The following is a 14,651-nucleotide window of genomic DNA, read 5'->3' on the forward strand; positions in this document are numbered from 1 at the left end:
AACGACGCGTCGTTCATCGCTTCACATAAGTGCCGATTAGCGCCGCGTGCGCTATACGTACCCCTGCATGGCCTTTTCAAGCGCCGCCTTGGTGGGCACTTTCAAATCGGGCAGTACAGCGTCGAGCGCATACAGGTTGTGGAAATGCAGGTATGCCGCGCGGGAATCTCGCCGTTCTGTTGAAAGGCTTGCGATGTTAGCGTCGACGTCATGGTGCGCTCCTTGGCGTCAACCATGGATGGCTGTCCCGGCGGGACGATCAACAAAGGTCACCGGGAGCGCAGCCAGTGAAGGCAATACCCGCGCCCAAGCCGCTATTTCAAAGCGCTTCGTTAGGGGGCGTTGGGCACGTTGAAGTCTGTCATCGTCACGACCACTGCTGCGAGCTCCCGCATATCGCGTGAAGCCCCGCTGCAATGCGGGGCCTTTCATCTTGCGATGTGGCATCAATGTTTGTGCCGGTGCATCCAACCCATATGGTGCGAGTCAAGCCACTGAGTCATCCCCTCTGCGGGGTGATCGCGCCTGTAACGTTGTGCCACCATGAACGCGGCGACCAACAAGATCGCCAAGCCGACAACGAAGTAGATCATAGACTGGGTCATGGCAGTCTCCTAATTGGGTAGCGACCATGGTGATATTGTAGGTCAGCCGCCACCGAAGTGGCGTGCGATCCACGAGCACGGCTTCACCGTTCGCATCAAAACGCGAGTTGCGCGGACGCGGCGCGTTGGCGTCCAAAGCCGATCCGCTCCAGCCGTTCATCCCTCCCTGAAGCGGACGCTTGCTGTCAACGACTGCCGGCGGGCGCAGGCCGTTGGCCGTCCAACTGAGCGGGGTTTAGGCCGCCGCTCGGCGGCAGTGCCAAGACGCTGGTCACTTTAAAAAGGAGGACCGTGTCTCGGCTTCACTCGCCGTGAAGGCGACATGATCCTCTCGAATGTCACTTACTTTTCAGTCCGTCTCGCCAGGCGATCGCTTCGAGTTCGACCCGGACTGCGTCCTCGACGGCCACTACGGGGTGCGCGCGAAATTCAAATGCAGGGAATGTCGAGCAAACTTTGTGAACCGCTAACGGATCGTCGCAGTCAACCAACATGTGCCCACCCCACTCTCCCACACGCACCACGAAAAACTCGATCTTGAAGTTGTCGGGCGCCTTCCATTGACTAAACACATCAAGGATTCGCTTCTGGGCATTCTCGTACTCCACAGGCGAACCTTGTGTGCGTTCGAACCAGCTAATCATGTACTTCATTGCCATGCTCCTTTTAATCATTGATGTCGCCAGAACGCTTGCCGTTTGGACGGGCTAGCGAATCAGCAAACTACAATTGGAGCAGCGGCGACGAATGCCCATTGCGGTTGGCCCTTCTTATGCGCCGCTTCAAAGCGGCCAATGAGGGTCGTTTTACGTGTTCAAAATCGGACGCCAACGCACGACGATGACCAACGACGGCGGCCCCAAAACCGTGCTTCAAAGACGACGGCGTTGGTCCGGTCGCCATCAAATCAGATTAGCTCATTGCCGAAGGAATTCGATGGAAATGTAACTGCGAGCTGGTTCGCGGAGCATCAGACAACTGATGTTTGCTCGTGTCGGGAAAGCCATGACCTTGATGCATGGGTTGACACAAGCGTGCGCGGCGACCGCTGCCGCAAATCTGGGCGCACACATCCGCTTGGAACGGAGCGTGGCGAGACTTGACATACAAGCGGATGATTCACGCGCTGAATCGGAACGGATTCGATCTGACGGGATGAGTAAAGGCAGCGCACTTTTGTCCGAAGTTACTCGGACGGGCTCGCTCGGACATGAGTTTCGTAGATCGCAGTATATCGCCCCGAAACCGAAGGGACGTGCCTACCCGGTTGCTCACCCCACCAAAGAGGATGAATTGTCAGCAGGTAGAGCTCAGCTCTTTCTGGACGTTTTCGCGACAAATGGCGTGGGTATGTGCTGAACCTTCTCGCTCCCGCACTTCGGACAATTCGGATGAGCGGTTTCATGTTCAACGAGATGTTCGGCATGCTCGAACGTCTCACCGCACTTCTCGCAACGATACTGGTAAGTCGGCATGGCATTCCTCTAACGCGAATCCCGCACGTCGTGCTGTCCAGATACTGCCAGCGATGCACGGCAACATACTAGCCCATTCTAATGCAGAAAACGGCCGCATACGCGGCTCGCCAAGCGCTCATCGTACACTCCGCAGCCAACGCCAGCACCCCAGTTACGGCTAGGTGAGTACACGTCCCAGCCGACAGGCGTTGACGGCATGCCGCTCGTCGCGACGAGCCGCACCCGTCCCACAAGAGACCTTCGTTCAGCGGCGCTGATGCTACGTTAATTATCAGACCAGCCGTCGAACTGATGCCGTCGTTTGCGCCAACACCGCGGCGCGAAGCCAACCGATAGCATTGATACGGTGCGCTTCCTTGTGTCCCTAATCATTCAGGCCGACCTCAGCGGTTACGTGCCGATTGGCGCGATGGCCCCGCATGCGGCAGCATCCGTTGCAACACGTGGTCTCGCAGAACAAGGCGATGGAACAACGCTGCCGCCACGTGCAGACCAATCAGCGCGAACAGCACCCAGGCAAGGATGCCGTGCACATCCCCCATCTTGTGGCCGAAAGCCGAGCCCGGAGCGCTCAGTGCCGGATACGGCACGAGACCCAGCAACCGAACCGTCCAGCCGCGTGAGGACGCGTTGATCCACCCCAACAGCGGCACTAGCACCAGTGTTGCATAGAGCAGAAGATGCGTGACGCGCGAAGCGATGCTGAAAAACGGCGGCAGGTCGTCCGGCGTGGGTCGGTGCGTCAATCGCCAGATCACCCTTAGCAGGATGACGACGATGAGTGTCGAGCCGACACCGAGATGCCAAGCGATCAATCCGATGGGTTGCGTGTCCTTTTGGACGTCGGGCATCGTCCAGCCAATCATGAACTGCATCGCGATCAACAGGACGGTTAGCCAATGGAGCGCCCGCGCGACTGCGTCATATCCCGGACGCGTGCTTTCCTGGAGGTTTGCCACTCTCACTCCTTAGCTTCGACGGAACGTAATTGCACTTGTAAAACTTCACCTGAGGGCTCTTGATTCGATTGCACACAAATGCGCGTCGCCAAGGTTGAGCAATGCTATCGACTTCAGCTTAAGGAAACCTGATGCCCAACGCGGCGGTCCGTCTGACCAACTCTACGGTCGATCGTCGTGGAATGGCCACGCGGCCAGAAAGTGACCAATGATCGCAAGCCCGGCATCAAATTGGATGCCGTTGAAATTTCGTGGAAGCGCGAGTATTCTCAGCGACGGCGTTCTTGCTGCAAATCTCTCACGTCCTTCCGAACGCCTATCGCGGGAAATAGACATGCGCCTGATAAGTTGTCTGACTGTTGCACTGATTTCATGCCTGCCACTGCCCGTGGCTTTTTGCACAGTTCGACAGTGAAGAAACGGACGTGCGAAGTGATAGCGAGGTGAAGAATTGCTCGGCACGATGTCCGCCGAACAGCGGGTGGCGACGTTCCTGCTGAATCTGTCTGACCGCCTGAGAATGCGCGGATATTCGCCGGCCGAATTTCACCTGCGCATGACACGCGAGGAAATCGGCAGCTATCTAGGGATCAAGCTCGAAACAGTGAGCCGGATGCTCTCCAAATTTCAGCGCGACGGATTGCTCGATACACACGGCAAGGACATCCGGATTCTCGATCACGAGGGCCTTGTGCGGGTTTGAAGCCGGAATCGGCTCGCATTCCGGCTCGCGGCGGTCAACGCCACCATCGTGGAGCGGCGTCAGCCATCAAGACCGACCACGCTATCGGATGACGAGCACGGCCGCACCTGTCAGCCTGCCATCGCGCAGATCGCTCAGCGCCCGATTGGCCTCCGTCAGCGGATAACTCGTCGTTTCAATCGTGAGACGCGTCTCGGCTGCAATTCGCATGAAGGCGAGCCCATCATCGCGGGTCAGATTCGCGACCGACACCACGCGTCGCTCGCCCCACAGAAACGCGTAAGGGAACGACGGAATATCGCTCATGTGAATCCCGCCGCAGACCACCACACCACCCTTCGCAACCGCTTGCAATGCTTGCGGAACGAGCGCACCGATCGGTGCGAAAAGCAATGCCGCATCGAGTTCGTCGGGCGGCGCCTCGTCGCTGCTGCCCGCCCACGCCGCGCCGAGACGCAGCGCGAGTTGCTGGGCTGCGTGATCGCCGGAGCGCGTGAACGCATACACTGTGCGTTGCTGATGACGCGCAACCTGCGCGACGATATGCGCCGCGGCGCCGAAACCGTAGATGCCGATCCGCTGCGCGTTGCCCACCATGCTCAAGGTGCGATAGCCGATGAGACCGGCGCATAGCAGCGGCGCTGCCTCGAAGTCCGTGTACTGCTCCGGCAGATGAAAGCAGTAGCGGCTGTCGGCGACGGTGCGCTCAGCGTAACCGCCGTCGATCGTATAGCCCGTGAAGCCGGGTTCGTCGCACAGATTTTCCCGCGCCGACAGGCAGTAGCGGCAATGCCCGCAGGTGTGGCCGACCCACGGCACCCCCACCCGGTCGCCAACGGCGAACCCCGTCACGCCCGCGCCGAGCCTGGCTACCGTGCCGACGATTTCGTGGCCCGGAATGACGGGCCGTTTGGGATGCTCGAGTTCATGGTCCACCAGATGAAGATCAGTGCGACACACGCCGCACGCGTGAATATCGATCAGGATCTGGCCGGGACCGGCCGCGGGGTCGGGCACCTCCTGCTCTCGCAGCGATGCTGCGCTACCGTCGAACACCATTGCACGCATACCGTTCTCCTTGAAACTCCAAGCCGGTTCGCACCGGGAAGGACACGACCCCACTCGGCCGCCTCGCTCGGAATTCACTCGCAAAACCGGAAATAACCGTTGTGTAGGAGCATAGGTTTGCCGCCGATCTCGTTGAGCAAATGTCGCGCTGCGTGTTCGATAGGATGCCGGTTCGAGTTGAACGCGCCAATCAGATCATCTTCGCGCAGGGAAGCGGCACCGAAATGATCTTCGAGCGCTTCGGCGGTGATCGCGCACTGGATGCGAACAGCATTCACTTCGGCCGGGAACGCGACGACGAGGTCGCGCGCGCAATACTCAGGACACTCTTCGGGGAAATGGATCTTCATGACCATCACCTGATTCGCTGCGCAGGAAAGGAAGCTGTAACGGGGCGCGCCACCCTTCGAAGCGGTCGGCCTGCGCGACGCCCGCCTGTCACCAGCATAGGAGCTATGCGCGGCACGTCAAATTCGGGCCGTGCATCCAGGTTGACCGAGGTCAATGGCACAGGACTCGCCGCCCCTACTGGTGAGCGTTGCGCAACGGAACGGTTTTCGCGTAGCGCCGAGCACTCACCGGGAGGAGGTACTCGCATGGTTTCGCATTCGAATGCACAAGACGCGGACGAACCTCTTGCTGAAATCAACATCACGCCGCTGGTCGATGTGATTTGTACTGGTCGTGATTCTTCTGGTCATGGCGCCAATGCTGACCGGATCGCTGCGGATCAATCTTCCAAAGCCGCTCGCAACGGCGTGGGACGCCGCGTTACGAGTCAGGATTTCGCGCTGCCTCACGACCCCAACTCCGCCGGATGAGCGCACGCGAGATTAACGCGAGCTGCATACTGCTGATCCGGGCACGAAACACCGACCACGCCGGTAGTGAAACCGAACCACCACAGTAGCGACAGTCAATCACCGCACCAGCGCGTTTCTCGCAGCCAGCGCGCCCTACATCCCCCAACGCAACGACGGCGTATGGACCGGGCTGTCCCAGTGGCGGGCCATTTCGTCGTCCAGCACACATAACGTAATCGAGGCGCCCGCCATCTCGAGCGAAGTCGTCAGCGCACCCACCTGTGCCCGGCCGACCTTCAGGTCGCGTTGCTGAAGCCACGCGCGCGTCGAGTTGAAGAGCAGGTAAAGCTCGCCAAGCGGTGTTCCACCAAGGCCGTTGATGAGCACCAGCAATTCAGCCCCGGCTTGGGGCTTGAGGTCATCGACGATCGCTTTGAGCAGCTCTCCCGCAATCGCATCGGCGCCTGAGAACTTTGCGCGGCGCCGGCCCGGCTCACCGTGAATGCCCACACCCACTTCGATCTCATCATCGCCAATCTTGAACGTCAGCGTTCCCGCGGCCGGCACGGTGCAACTGCTGAACGCCACACCCATCGAAGCGGTGCGCTTGTTGATCCGGTCGCCGAACGCCTTGCACTGTTCAAGGTCGGCGCCGCTTTCGGCCATGCTGCCTACCAGCTTCTCAACGATCACCGCGCCAGCTACACCACGCCGCCCGGTGGTGTAGCTGGAGTTTTCCACTGCCACGTCATCATTGATCAGTACCATCGCGTTTGGGATCTCGGACATCTCCGACGCCATTTCGAAGTTCATCAAGTCACCCGAATAATTCTTCACGATGAATAGCACCCCCGCACCGGTATCGACAGCGTCGGCAGCGGCCATCATCTGATCCGGCGTAGGTGATGTGAAGACTTGACCGGGACAGGCTGCGTCGAGCATTCCATAACCCACAAATCCGGAATGCAACGGCTCATGCCCCGAACCGCCGCCCGATATCAATGCCACTTTGCCCGGTTTAAGCGTCTTACGGCGCACGTACACCGGTTCGTTGTTGAGCACGACCAGGTCGCTATGCGCGGATGCAAATCCCGCCAGACTTTCGGCGAGGAAATCGTCGACGTGGTTGATGAATTTTTTCATGGTCTGGCCTCCTTTCACACCTGGTTGCGCGCCAGATGCGCGCATACGGCGGTGATCATGATCTGACTGGAACGCGCACCGGGGTCGATATGGCCGCGCGAGCGTTCGCCCAGAAACGATGCCCGCCCTTTGGTCGCGAGCATATCGCGGGTGGCGAGCATGTTCTGCTCGGCCACCTGCGGCAATTCATCCAGCACTGTTTTTCGCGACGTAAGTGATTCGATGGTCGCAAGCTCCTTGAAGCGCGCGGCAACGGGAATCAGCACGTCCATCATCGTTTTGCTGCCTACGCCCGTCTTGCCCCGCTGTCCGACCGCTTCGACGCCCGCCGCAAACATGAGGGCGGTGCCCGCAACATCCAGCGGATTGTTCGCCGATGCTTTCGCCATCCCGTTCAGCAACGAAAAGAACAGCGGCCCGGATGATCCGCCGACCGTCGACAGCACCTTGTTCGCCGCGAGTTCCAACGCGGCCCTTAAGGTTTCCGCTTCGATGTCCGCACGCATTGCAAGCAAGGCCTCCATGCCGCGCAGCAGATTGAAGATGTGATCGCCATCGCCGATCTGCTGGTCGAGTACGGCTATTTCGTCCGTGTGTTCCTTGAGCGCTGCGTATGCGGCGTCGATACACTCCATGACCGTTTTGCCGTTCATGTCGGGATCCTCCTGCCGTCTGCACGGAAATATAAGAGGCTGCGAGCGGGCAGCGAAACGCCCACCGACTGCCCCGGGCTGAAATTGCGCTCGGCCATCGTGGTCGCCACAACCGCAGTTCCTGCGTGCTCCAGAATCAACAGATGACGCAGCGGTGAGTATTCGAGCACCTTCAGGTCGAGTGCGTCGCGTGCATGATGGGTGCCGGGTGAATCACGCGCGTCGCCCTCGTGCAGGACCACGTCTTCAGGACGAATCGCCACGGTCGCGGTGCCGGTCGGCACCGCTGCTGAATCGAACAGCGTTGGCGGCAACAGGTTGATCGGCGGCGAGCCGAGCCGCTGCGCCGCGCTCAATGAAACCGGATTACCGTAGACCTCGCGCGGTGTGCCGAGTTGCACCAGACGGCCGTGTTCAAGAATGCCGATGCGGTCGGCGAGTGTGGTGGCTTCCACCTGATCATGCGTGACATAGAGAATGGTCGCGCCAATCGTACGATGTAGCCGCTTCAGCTCGATACGTAATTCCTCACGCAGTTTTGCATCGAGCGATGACAGCGGTTCGTCCATCAGAAACACTTTCGGCTCGCGCACGAGCGCACGCCCGATCGCGACTCGCTGCATTTCGCCGCCGGACAAATGCGTTGCCATGTTGTCGAGCTTCGCTTCCATATGCAGCATCTGCGCGACCGCATGCACGCGCGCGCGGACCTGTTCCTCGCTGCTGCGACGACGTGGCGAGCGCAGCGGAAACGCAAGATTGCCGAACACAGTCAGATGCGGATACAACGAGTATTGCTGAAAGATAAACGCGACATCGCGATCGGAAGGATGGACGCCGGTGGCGACCGCGCCGTCGATCAGCACGTCGCCGGCATCGGGACGTTCCAGTCCCGCGACCAAACGCAGCGTAGTCGTTTTGCCCGCGCCGCTCGGTCCGAGCAACACGACGAATTCCCCGTCTTTAACCTCGATCGACAGGTCGTCCACCGCAACGATGTTGCCGAAGCGCTTCGATACATTGCGTAGCTGGACTTCAGCCATGAACGTCTCCGTTGACAGAAAGCGTGGAAGCAGCGCCCGGCAGCAGGCGTTCAGTAGCGGCGTCATAAAGCAGCGTGCGTTCTTTCCGAAACGATAGACCGACGATCGTGCCCGCGGCAACACCAGCGTCTTTGCTTGCCCGCACGCGCACGACGCCGAGCGCGGTTTCAACCGCCAACACCTGGTGCGAGCCGAGGTATTCGTCGGCGATCACCTGACCGCGCAGCGGACCGTGCTCGTCGATCATGACGTGCTCCGGTCTGATTCCCAGCAATACGTGCGCGGCAGCGGCATCGCAACGCGGTACGGAAACCGACGCGCCATGCAGACTCACCTGCTCCTGTCCCTCCGTAACCGGCTCGTCGACGGGCAAGAAATTCATGGGCGGACTGCCGATGAAGTTGCCGACGAACACTGTCGCGGGGAAGTGATAAATCTCATGGGGCGAGCCCGCCTGCAACACTTCACCTTGATTCATCACGACGATATCGTCCGCCATGGCCATCGCCTCACTCTGATCGTGTGTGACGTACACCGTGGTGGCGGCGAGCGCGTTGTGCAGTTTGCGCAATTCCAGACACATCAGTTCACGAAAATCCGCGTCGAGCGTGCCGAGCGGTTCGTCCATCAAAAATGCCTTCGGTTGCCGCACGATCGCGCGGCCGAGCGCCACGCGTTGCCGGTCGCCACCGGACAGGCCGCCAGTCTTACGATCGAGAATGTTCTCGATGCGCAGCATATGCGCCGCTGTATCGACCCGGGCAGCAATCTCGCTGCGCGACACGTGTTCGTTCCTCAGTGGAAAAGCAATGTTATTGCGCACCGTCATATGTGGATACAGCGCAAACATCTGGAACACGAAAGCAATATCGCGTTGCCGCGCGCGCAACGCAGTGACGTCCTCACCATCGATCAGGATCTGCCCGGAAGTCGGCAGTTCCAGCCCCGCAATCATCCGCAGCGTTGTGGTCTTGCCGCAGCCTGACGGTCCGAGCAGCACGACGAAGCGTCCCGCACCGATGGTCAGGCTGGTGTCACGCACCGCGACAAAATCGTCGAAGCGCTTGTGGAGATGAGCGAGAACGATCGTAGACATGATTCAGCCGGGAAAATGGCTGGTGACGACGAACGCGAGCGCGCCCACCAAAAGGACCGGAAACGACCAGGTGAAGAGCGCCAATGAAAACGGCTGCACAAGCATCGCTACACCTAAGCCGATCAGTACCGTCGATGCACCCTCGCTGTAGCTGCGACGAAACAGCCAGCGGTGCGGCGGAATGACATCGCGTTTCATTTGCGCACGGCTCCGAAGGTGATGCCCCGCAACAGATGCTTGCGCAGCAAGACGGTGAAAAAGAGAATCGGCAGCACGAATAATGTTGTTGCAGCTGCAACGGCCGGCCAGTCCTGACCGCCTTCTCCGATGATGAATGGAATGAATGGCGGCATGGTCTGCGCATCGCCGCTTGTCAGCAGCGAAGCAAATGCGTATTCGTTCCATGCAAAGATCAGGCAGAAGATCGCTGTAGCGGCAATGCCCGTCATCGCTTGCGGCAACACCACCTTCACGAAGGCCTGCAAACGCGTGTAGCCATCCACTAGCGCAGCCTCTTCATACTCGCGCGGGATCTCATCCATGAAACCTTTAAGCAGCCACACCGCAAGTGAGACATTCACCGCCGTGTACAGCACAATCATGCCGACATAGCTGTCGCTCAAACCCAGTGCGCGATACATCAGGTAGATCGGAATGGCGACGGCAATGGGCGGCATCATCCGTGTGGAGAGAATGAAGAACAGCAGATCGTCGGACAGCGGCACCTTGAAGCGCGAAAACGCGTATGCCGCCAGCGTGCCGAGAAATACCGCAAGAAACGTCGAGCCAAATCCAATGACAAGCGAATTCATGAAGCGCGGCAAAACCTTCGACGGTCCGGCGATCACCATGTTGCGCTTGCGCACCTCACGCTCATACCAGGTCCGCGCAGGCGGCAGGCTCGCAATGAACTCAGGTGTCTGCCGCGAGCGGATCGTGAGCAGGTTTACATAGCCTTCCATGGAAGGCTGGAACAGCACGACGGGCGGATACGCTATCGCATCTTCCTGCGTCTTGAAGCTCGTCAGGAAGATCCAGACCATCGGTAACGTAGCAATCAGCGCATACGTGATAACGACCGCAGCCGCGAAGCGCTTGGCGCGCGGAGATGACGCCACCACGGAATGTTGTGTCGTAGTCGGTCTCATCGCTGTTTGATCCGGTTAAGTGCCTTCACGTAAATGTTCGCCGCACCGAATACCGTCACGAAGAGAATGATTGCGAGCGCGGACGAATAACCTGTCTGCCACTTTTCGAACGCGGCACGCTTAAGCGTGATCGATACCGTTTCAGTAACCGAGCCCGGGCCGCCCGATGTCAGCAGGTTCACCATATCGAACATCTTGAAGTTTTCGATGCCGCGAAACAAAACCGCCAGCATCAGGAACGGCATGGTCATGGGCAACGTGATCGACCAGAACTGACGCCACGGCGTCGCGCGGTCCACTTCCGCTGCTTCGTAGATATAGTCGGGAATTGAACGCAGGCCCGCCAGGCAGATGAGCATGACGTACGGTGTCCACATCCACGTATCGACCATCACAATGGTCCACGGCGCGAGCGCTACGTCGCCGATCATCTGGAATGACCCCGGCGCGATGCCGGTGAAGAAGCTGACGATATCGTTGAAAAGCCCCGTCTGCGGTTGCAGCAGGAACGTCCAGAAGTTGCCCACTACCGCAGGCGATAGCATCATCGGCAGCAGGATTAGCGTAGTCCAGAAGCTATGTCCGCGGAACTGCCGGTTGATCAGCAATGCAAGACCGAATCCCAGCAGCACCTCCAACCCGACCGACCAGAACACGAAACGCGCGGTCACCTGCATCGCGTACCAGATATCTTCGTCGGTCAGGATGTCGACATAATTGTCGATACCGACGAAACGCGCCGGCACGCTCGGCATGTTCGACTTGAAGTTGGTGAACGACAGGCGAAGCGCCCAGATCAACGGAAAGATGTTGATCGCAAGAAGCAGCAGAATGGTCGGAAGAATGAAGAGCCATGCGATGGCCCGATCCGACAGTCCACTTAGCCGCTTCGCTATGCGCGTTGACGCTCCCGCTTCGAGACTCGTGGGAGAAAATGGCTTATCTGCCAACATGCCTGGCTCCTTTAAGCGGACCAGAGACAGGCCGTTCAGCCGTCGCCGGTCCAGTCCAGCTAAAACCTAATACTTCCCTTCTTGCTTAAAGACCTTGGTCCAGTCTTTCACCAGCAGATCCAACGCATCTTTGGCCGTGCCCTTATCGGCCACGACGTAATCGTGCACACGCTTCTGCATGTCGAGCAACAGTTCGGCATAAGCTGGCTCTGCCCAGAAGTCTTTGACGATTGCCATCGACTTCAGGAACGCGGGTGCGAACGGTGCGCTCTTCGGGAAGTCCGGTGCGTCCACCACTGATTTGGCCGCCGAATAGCCGCCCAGTTGCCACCATTTCTTCTGCACGTCAGGTTGCGCAAACCACTTGATATATTCGAGCGCGTCTTCTTTATGGTCCGAGTACGAGACGACCGAGATGCCCTGCCCGCCCAACTGAGTGTATTGCTTCAATTCACGCGGATTGACGAAGAAGCCGATCTTGTCGCCACCGACATTCGGGTCTTTATAAAGCCCTGGAAAGAACGCAAACCAGTTCATCTGCATCGCCACCTGACCCGACTTGAACGCGTCGAGCCCTTCCTGCATGTAGGCGTTGGTCATGCCTGGCGCCGTGCAGCACTTATAGAGTGCCTTGTAGTATTCGAGCCCCTGCACCGCGCCCGGCGAGTTCACGAAGCCATCGAGGTGATAGGGCTTCTTGGGATCCTGATACTCAAAGCCGAAGTTGTACAAGGCATTGGTCACGCCCATCGTGATTCCCTCGGATCCACGCTCCGTGAAGATATACACGCCATAGACTGTCTTTCCGTCAATCTTTCGACCCTGGAAGAATTCCGCAGTCTGCTTGAGTTCATCGAGCGTAGTAGGCGGCGCGAGCTCACGGTTGTATTTCTGCTTGAATTCCGCGCGCAGTTCTGGGCGCGCAAACCAGTCCTTGCGGTAAGTCCATCCGACCGCGTCAGCCATCGCAGGTAAGGCCCAATAGTTCGGCGTATTCTTTGGCCACTCCGAATATCCCACCACCGTTGCCGGCACGAAGTCGTTCATAGAGATCTTGTTCTTGGTGAAGAAGTCGTTGAGCTTCACGTAATGTCCATTGACCGCCGCGCCGCCGATCCACTGACTGTCGCCAATGATCAGATCACACAACTTACCGTGCGAATTGAGTTCATTGATGAATCGGTCGGCATAACTGGTCCACGGTACGAACTCGAACTTCATCTTGATGCCGGTCTTGGTCGTGAAATCCTTCGACAGTTCGACCAGTGCATTGGCGGGATCCCATGCCGCCCAGCAGAGTGTCAACTGCTTGTCCTGTGCCTGCGCGCCCGTTGCAGTGCCGAGCCCCAGCGATATGAGGGTTGCCGCCACTACCCTCGCTGACGTTAGACGTACCATGTCTCTTCTCCTTGTCTTTCTCGGGTCTCCAACCTGATGACATTCAGCGCCCATGCGCCGGGCACCGCATTTCGGCTCTGGCAGATCAGAAGTCGATCCGCGTGTCGCGAGCGTCAGGCATGCGCATTCTCACGAAGATAAATCCGGGTCTCCGGCGTGGGGATGGCAAGCGCCCCCCGGACGTCGTTAAGAAAATTAATCGCTGCGAGCCCAGCCCAATGGACAATGCCGCGCACGTCCTGATCGAGTATCACGTCGATCGCACGTTCCGACAGTTGGGTGCGGGTCTCCGCAGTGCATTCGTGGCCAATCAGGACGAGGTGAACCTTGTCGCCGGACTCCTGCAATGCCGCTGCAATGCCGGAGATGCCGCCGCCCGTCACATACACGCCGACCAGGTCCGCATGGCGCGCACTTAAGCCCTGTACGGCAAGGCCGGCGCCATCGTCGTCTTCGGCGAAGTCCGGTTCGGCGATCCAGCGCAGGTTGCGGAAGTCCTCCTCCAACACTTGCGAAAAGCCGGTGCGACGTTCCACCTGGTCATGCAGACGCGACGATCCCGATAGCACGGCAACAGTGCCAAGCTTCGCGCAAAGGAAGCGCCCCATCAGTAGTCCTGCCGTGCGTCCGGCAATCCTGTTGTCGACACCCACGTACGCGGCGCGCCGGCTTGCGGGTAAATCGGAGAACACTGTGACGACTGGCACGTGAGCGTCGCTCATCTCCTCGATGAAACGCTCAACCCACGGATAGTCGAGAGGTGCGAGAACCAGCGCGTCGTAGTCGATCACTTCAGCGGCGAATGCCGCGGTCTCGCGTTGGCTAGAAAAATCGCAGCGGTAAAACGAAGGCGTTATGCGATGCTCGCGAAAGAAGCTGGCCGACAGCGCAATATCGCGCTCGACGTGATCGAGAAAGCGGGAGTTCACTTGCGGCAGCACGAACGCGACTCGGAACGAGCTGACCTTTGCCGGCCGGCCGCGGCTCGCCCGCTCATCACGCAGATTCGCGAGTGCGAGATGCACGCGTTCGGCAGTTTCCGGACGCACAGCCTGATCGTCGCGCAGGACACGATCGACCGTGGCCACGCTGACGCCAGCCCGACGCGCAATCATCGTACGAGTAGCCGGCATGGGTCTCCTCCGGTGCCGAGCGAAGAATTGTTTTGTTTTACTGAAGGTAGTTTTTTCTAAGAAAAATGCAAGCTTTTTCTCCAAGGAAAAAGCGTCATTGCTTTGATGAACAGAGCGACCCTTAATAGGGCCCGCGAGCGCAAGGGACGGCGCAGCGGGCGCGGAATCGCGAATCGCACTGAGAGTTGACGGCGTGCGGCGGCGCCTAGCGCCCGAAGAGAGAATCCCGGCCAACTACCTACGGTCCGCGGTTTGTAGTTGATCTCCGCAGGCACCCACGACGCTTGAACGGTGGCGCGAACGAGGAATTTGAAGTCATCGTTTACCGCGTTGAACGCAGCGACTCCAAGGGAGATTGGGGGTGACGCCGGGCGGCGAGCGAGTTCTGAAGCAATGAAGTGCTCGCGTGTGCTTTGGGTCGCACAAATGGAAACGGCCATTTACCGACCCAAGTCTATTCACAATTCA

16 protein-coding genes and 2 pseudogenes are annotated in these 14,651 nt (G+C 59.0%); 2 read left to right on the top strand and 16 right to left on the bottom strand.

What is annotated here, in order from left to right:
- Nucleotides 1-13: 13 nt before the first annotated feature.
- From P0D73_RS22460 to P0D73_RS22480, 5 genes and pseudogenes are all read right to left on the bottom strand, one after another.
- A pseudogene (locus tag P0D73_RS22460) lies at nt 14-147 on the bottom strand (YbhB/YbcL family Raf kinase inhibitor-like protein); the annotation flags it as partial.
- A gap of 299 nt (nt 148-446) precedes the next feature.
- On the bottom strand, nt 447-605 hold the full coding sequence (locus P0D73_RS22465) for a hypothetical protein (RefSeq protein WP_408432921.1): 159 nt from the start codon (nt 603-605) through the stop codon (nt 447-449).
- A 338-nt stretch (nt 606-943) separates the two neighbouring features.
- Complete coding sequence (locus tag P0D73_RS22470; protein WP_341317919.1) at nt 944-1,258, bottom strand: DUF3303 domain-containing protein; 315 nt, start codon at nt 1,256-1,258, stop codon at nt 944-946.
- Nucleotides 1,259-1,915: 657 nt separating this feature from the next.
- The gene (locus tag P0D73_RS22475; protein ID WP_132379650.1) at nt 1,916-2,080 is read right to left on the bottom strand and encodes an FmdB family zinc ribbon protein; all 165 of its coding nucleotides are present in this window, start codon (nt 2,078-2,080) and stop codon (nt 1,916-1,918) included.
- A 386-nt stretch (nt 2,081-2,466) separates the two neighbouring features.
- Nucleotides 2,467-3,042: a cytochrome b gene (locus P0D73_RS22480; protein WP_408319545.1), complete on the bottom strand. Its 576-nt coding sequence runs from the start codon at nt 3,040-3,042 to the stop codon at nt 2,467-2,469.
- A gap of 451 nt (nt 3,043-3,493) precedes the next feature.
- Here P0D73_RS22480 and P0D73_RS22485 point away from each other — a divergent pair.
- Nucleotides 3,494-3,745: pseudogene (locus P0D73_RS22485) on the top strand (helix-turn-helix domain-containing protein); the annotation flags it as partial.
- 81 nt (nt 3,746-3,826) lie between these two features.
- On the opposite strand, the gene P0D73_RS22490 reads toward P0D73_RS22485, so the two are convergent.
- Together P0D73_RS22490 and P0D73_RS22495 are read right to left on the bottom strand one after the other, a co-directional pair.
- Nucleotides 3,827-4,813 carry a zinc-dependent alcohol dehydrogenase family protein gene (locus tag P0D73_RS22490; protein WP_408319543.1) on the bottom strand — a complete coding sequence of 329 codons (987 nt, stop codon included), beginning with the start codon at nt 4,811-4,813 and terminating at the stop codon, nt 3,827-3,829.
- A gap of 74 nt (nt 4,814-4,887) precedes the next feature.
- The gene (locus P0D73_RS22495; protein ID WP_408319541.1) at nt 4,888-5,172 is read right to left on the bottom strand and encodes a DUF1488 family protein; all 285 of its coding nucleotides are present in this window, start codon (nt 5,170-5,172) and stop codon (nt 4,888-4,890) included.
- Between the two features lie 237 nt (nt 5,173-5,409).
- Between P0D73_RS22495 and P0D73_RS22500 the strand changes: the two genes are divergently transcribed.
- Nucleotides 5,410-5,634, top strand: a complete 225-nt coding sequence (locus P0D73_RS22500) for a hypothetical protein (RefSeq protein WP_408319539.1) — start codon at nt 5,410-5,412, stop codon at nt 5,632-5,634.
- A gap of 135 nt (nt 5,635-5,769) precedes the next feature.
- Here the strand turns inward: P0D73_RS22500 and dhaK are convergent, their stop codons facing one another.
- The 9 genes from dhaK to P0D73_RS22545 all read right to left on the bottom strand — a co-directional run bounded on the left by dhaK (nt 5,770) and on the right by P0D73_RS22545 (nt 14,183).
- Nucleotides 5,770-6,759 carry a dihydroxyacetone kinase subunit DhaK gene (gene dhaK / locus P0D73_RS22505; protein WP_132379658.1) on the bottom strand — a complete coding sequence of 330 codons (990 nt, stop codon included), beginning with the start codon at nt 6,757-6,759 and terminating at the stop codon, nt 5,770-5,772.
- 14 nt (nt 6,760-6,773) lie between these two features.
- On the bottom strand, nt 6,774-7,412 hold the full coding sequence (gene dhaL / locus P0D73_RS22510) for a dihydroxyacetone kinase subunit DhaL (protein ID WP_408319537.1): 639 nt from the start codon (nt 7,410-7,412) through the stop codon (nt 6,774-6,776).
- Nucleotides 7,409-8,455, bottom strand: a complete 1,047-nt coding sequence (locus P0D73_RS22515) for an ABC transporter ATP-binding protein (RefSeq protein WP_132379662.1) — start codon at nt 8,453-8,455, stop codon at nt 7,409-7,411. The genes dhaL and P0D73_RS22515 overlap by 4 nt, the downstream gene beginning before the upstream one ends.
- Entirely contained in the window at nt 8,448-9,551 is a 1,104-nt protein-coding gene (locus P0D73_RS22520; protein ID WP_408319535.1) for an ABC transporter ATP-binding protein, read from the bottom strand. Before P0D73_RS22520 ends, P0D73_RS22515 begins: the two co-directional genes overlap by 8 nt.
- Nucleotides 9,552-9,554: 3 nt before the next feature.
- Nucleotides 9,555-9,749, bottom strand: coding sequence for a hypothetical protein (locus tag P0D73_RS22525; protein ID WP_408319533.1), 195 nt, complete (start codon nt 9,747-9,749; stop codon nt 9,555-9,557).
- Entirely contained in the window at nt 9,746-10,699 is a 954-nt protein-coding gene (locus P0D73_RS22530) for a carbohydrate ABC transporter permease (RefSeq protein ID WP_132379668.1), read from the bottom strand. Before P0D73_RS22530 ends, P0D73_RS22525 begins: the two co-directional genes overlap by 4 nt.
- Complete coding sequence (locus P0D73_RS22535) at nt 10,696-11,652, bottom strand: carbohydrate ABC transporter permease (protein ID WP_132379670.1); 957 nt, start codon at nt 11,650-11,652, stop codon at nt 10,696-10,698. Before P0D73_RS22535 ends, P0D73_RS22530 begins: the two co-directional genes overlap by 4 nt.
- 66 nt (nt 11,653-11,718) lie before the next feature.
- Nucleotides 11,719-13,050, bottom strand: a complete 1,332-nt coding sequence (locus P0D73_RS22540; protein ID WP_408432924.1) for an ABC transporter substrate-binding protein — start codon at nt 13,048-13,050, stop codon at nt 11,719-11,721.
- 113 nt (nt 13,051-13,163) lie between these two features.
- Nucleotides 13,164-14,183 (bottom strand): LacI family DNA-binding transcriptional regulator, encoded by a 1,020-nt coding sequence (locus P0D73_RS22545; RefSeq protein ID WP_310819387.1) that lies wholly within the window; start codon nt 14,181-14,183, stop codon nt 13,164-13,166.
- Between the last annotated feature and the right edge of the window lie 468 nt (nt 14,184-14,651).

The organism is Paraburkholderia sp. RL18-101-BIB-B (assembly GCF_046026985.1).
Lineage (GTDB): Bacteria > Pseudomonadota > Gammaproteobacteria > Burkholderiales > Burkholderiaceae > Paraburkholderia.

Excerpts from the sequence above, each read along its gene's own strand:
- P0D73_RS22500 (WP_408319539.1), top strand. The coding sequence starts at position 5,410 with ATGGTTTCGCATTCGAATGCACAAGACGCGGACGAACCTCTTGCTGAA.
- dhaL (WP_408319537.1), bottom strand. The coding sequence starts at position 7,412 with ATGAACGGCAAAACGGTCATGGAGTGTATCGACGCCGCATACGCAGCG.
- P0D73_RS22470 (WP_341317919.1), bottom strand. The coding sequence starts at position 1,258 with ATGAAGTACATGATTAGCTGGTTCGAACGCACACAAGGTTCGCCTGTG.
- P0D73_RS22525 (WP_408319533.1), bottom strand. The coding sequence starts at position 9,749 with ATGAAACGCGATGTCATTCCGCCGCACCGCTGGCTGTTTCGTCGCAGC.
- P0D73_RS22545 (WP_310819387.1), bottom strand. The coding sequence starts at position 14,183 with ATGCCGGCTACTCGTACGATGATTGCGCGTCGGGCTGGCGTCAGCGTG.
- P0D73_RS22520 (WP_408319535.1), bottom strand. The coding sequence starts at position 9,551 with ATGTCTACGATCGTTCTCGCTCATCTCCACAAGCGCTTCGACGATTTT.
- P0D73_RS22540 (WP_408432924.1), bottom strand. The coding sequence starts at position 13,050 with ATGGTACGTCTAACGTCAGCGAGGGTAGTGGCGGCAACCCTCATATCG.
- P0D73_RS22515 (WP_132379662.1), bottom strand. The coding sequence starts at position 8,455 with ATGGCTGAAGTCCAGCTACGCAATGTATCGAAGCGCTTCGGCAACATC.
- P0D73_RS22535 (WP_132379670.1), bottom strand. The coding sequence starts at position 11,652 with ATGTTGGCAGATAAGCCATTTTCTCCCACGAGTCTCGAAGCGGGAGCG.
- P0D73_RS22490 (WP_408319543.1), bottom strand. The coding sequence starts at position 4,813 with ATGCGTGCAATGGTGTTCGACGGTAGCGCAGCATCGCTGCGAGAGCAG.
- P0D73_RS22530 (WP_132379668.1), bottom strand. The coding sequence starts at position 10,699 with ATGAGACCGACTACGACACAACATTCCGTGGTGGCGTCATCTCCGCGC.
- P0D73_RS22475 (WP_132379650.1), bottom strand. The coding sequence starts at position 2,080 with ATGCCGACTTACCAGTATCGTTGCGAGAAGTGCGGTGAGACGTTCGAG.
- dhaK (WP_132379658.1), bottom strand. The coding sequence starts at position 6,759 with ATGAAAAAATTCATCAACCACGTCGACGATTTCCTCGCCGAAAGTCTG.
- P0D73_RS22465 (WP_408432921.1), bottom strand. The coding sequence starts at position 605 with ATGACCCAGTCTATGATCTACTTCGTTGTCGGCTTGGCGATCTTGTTG.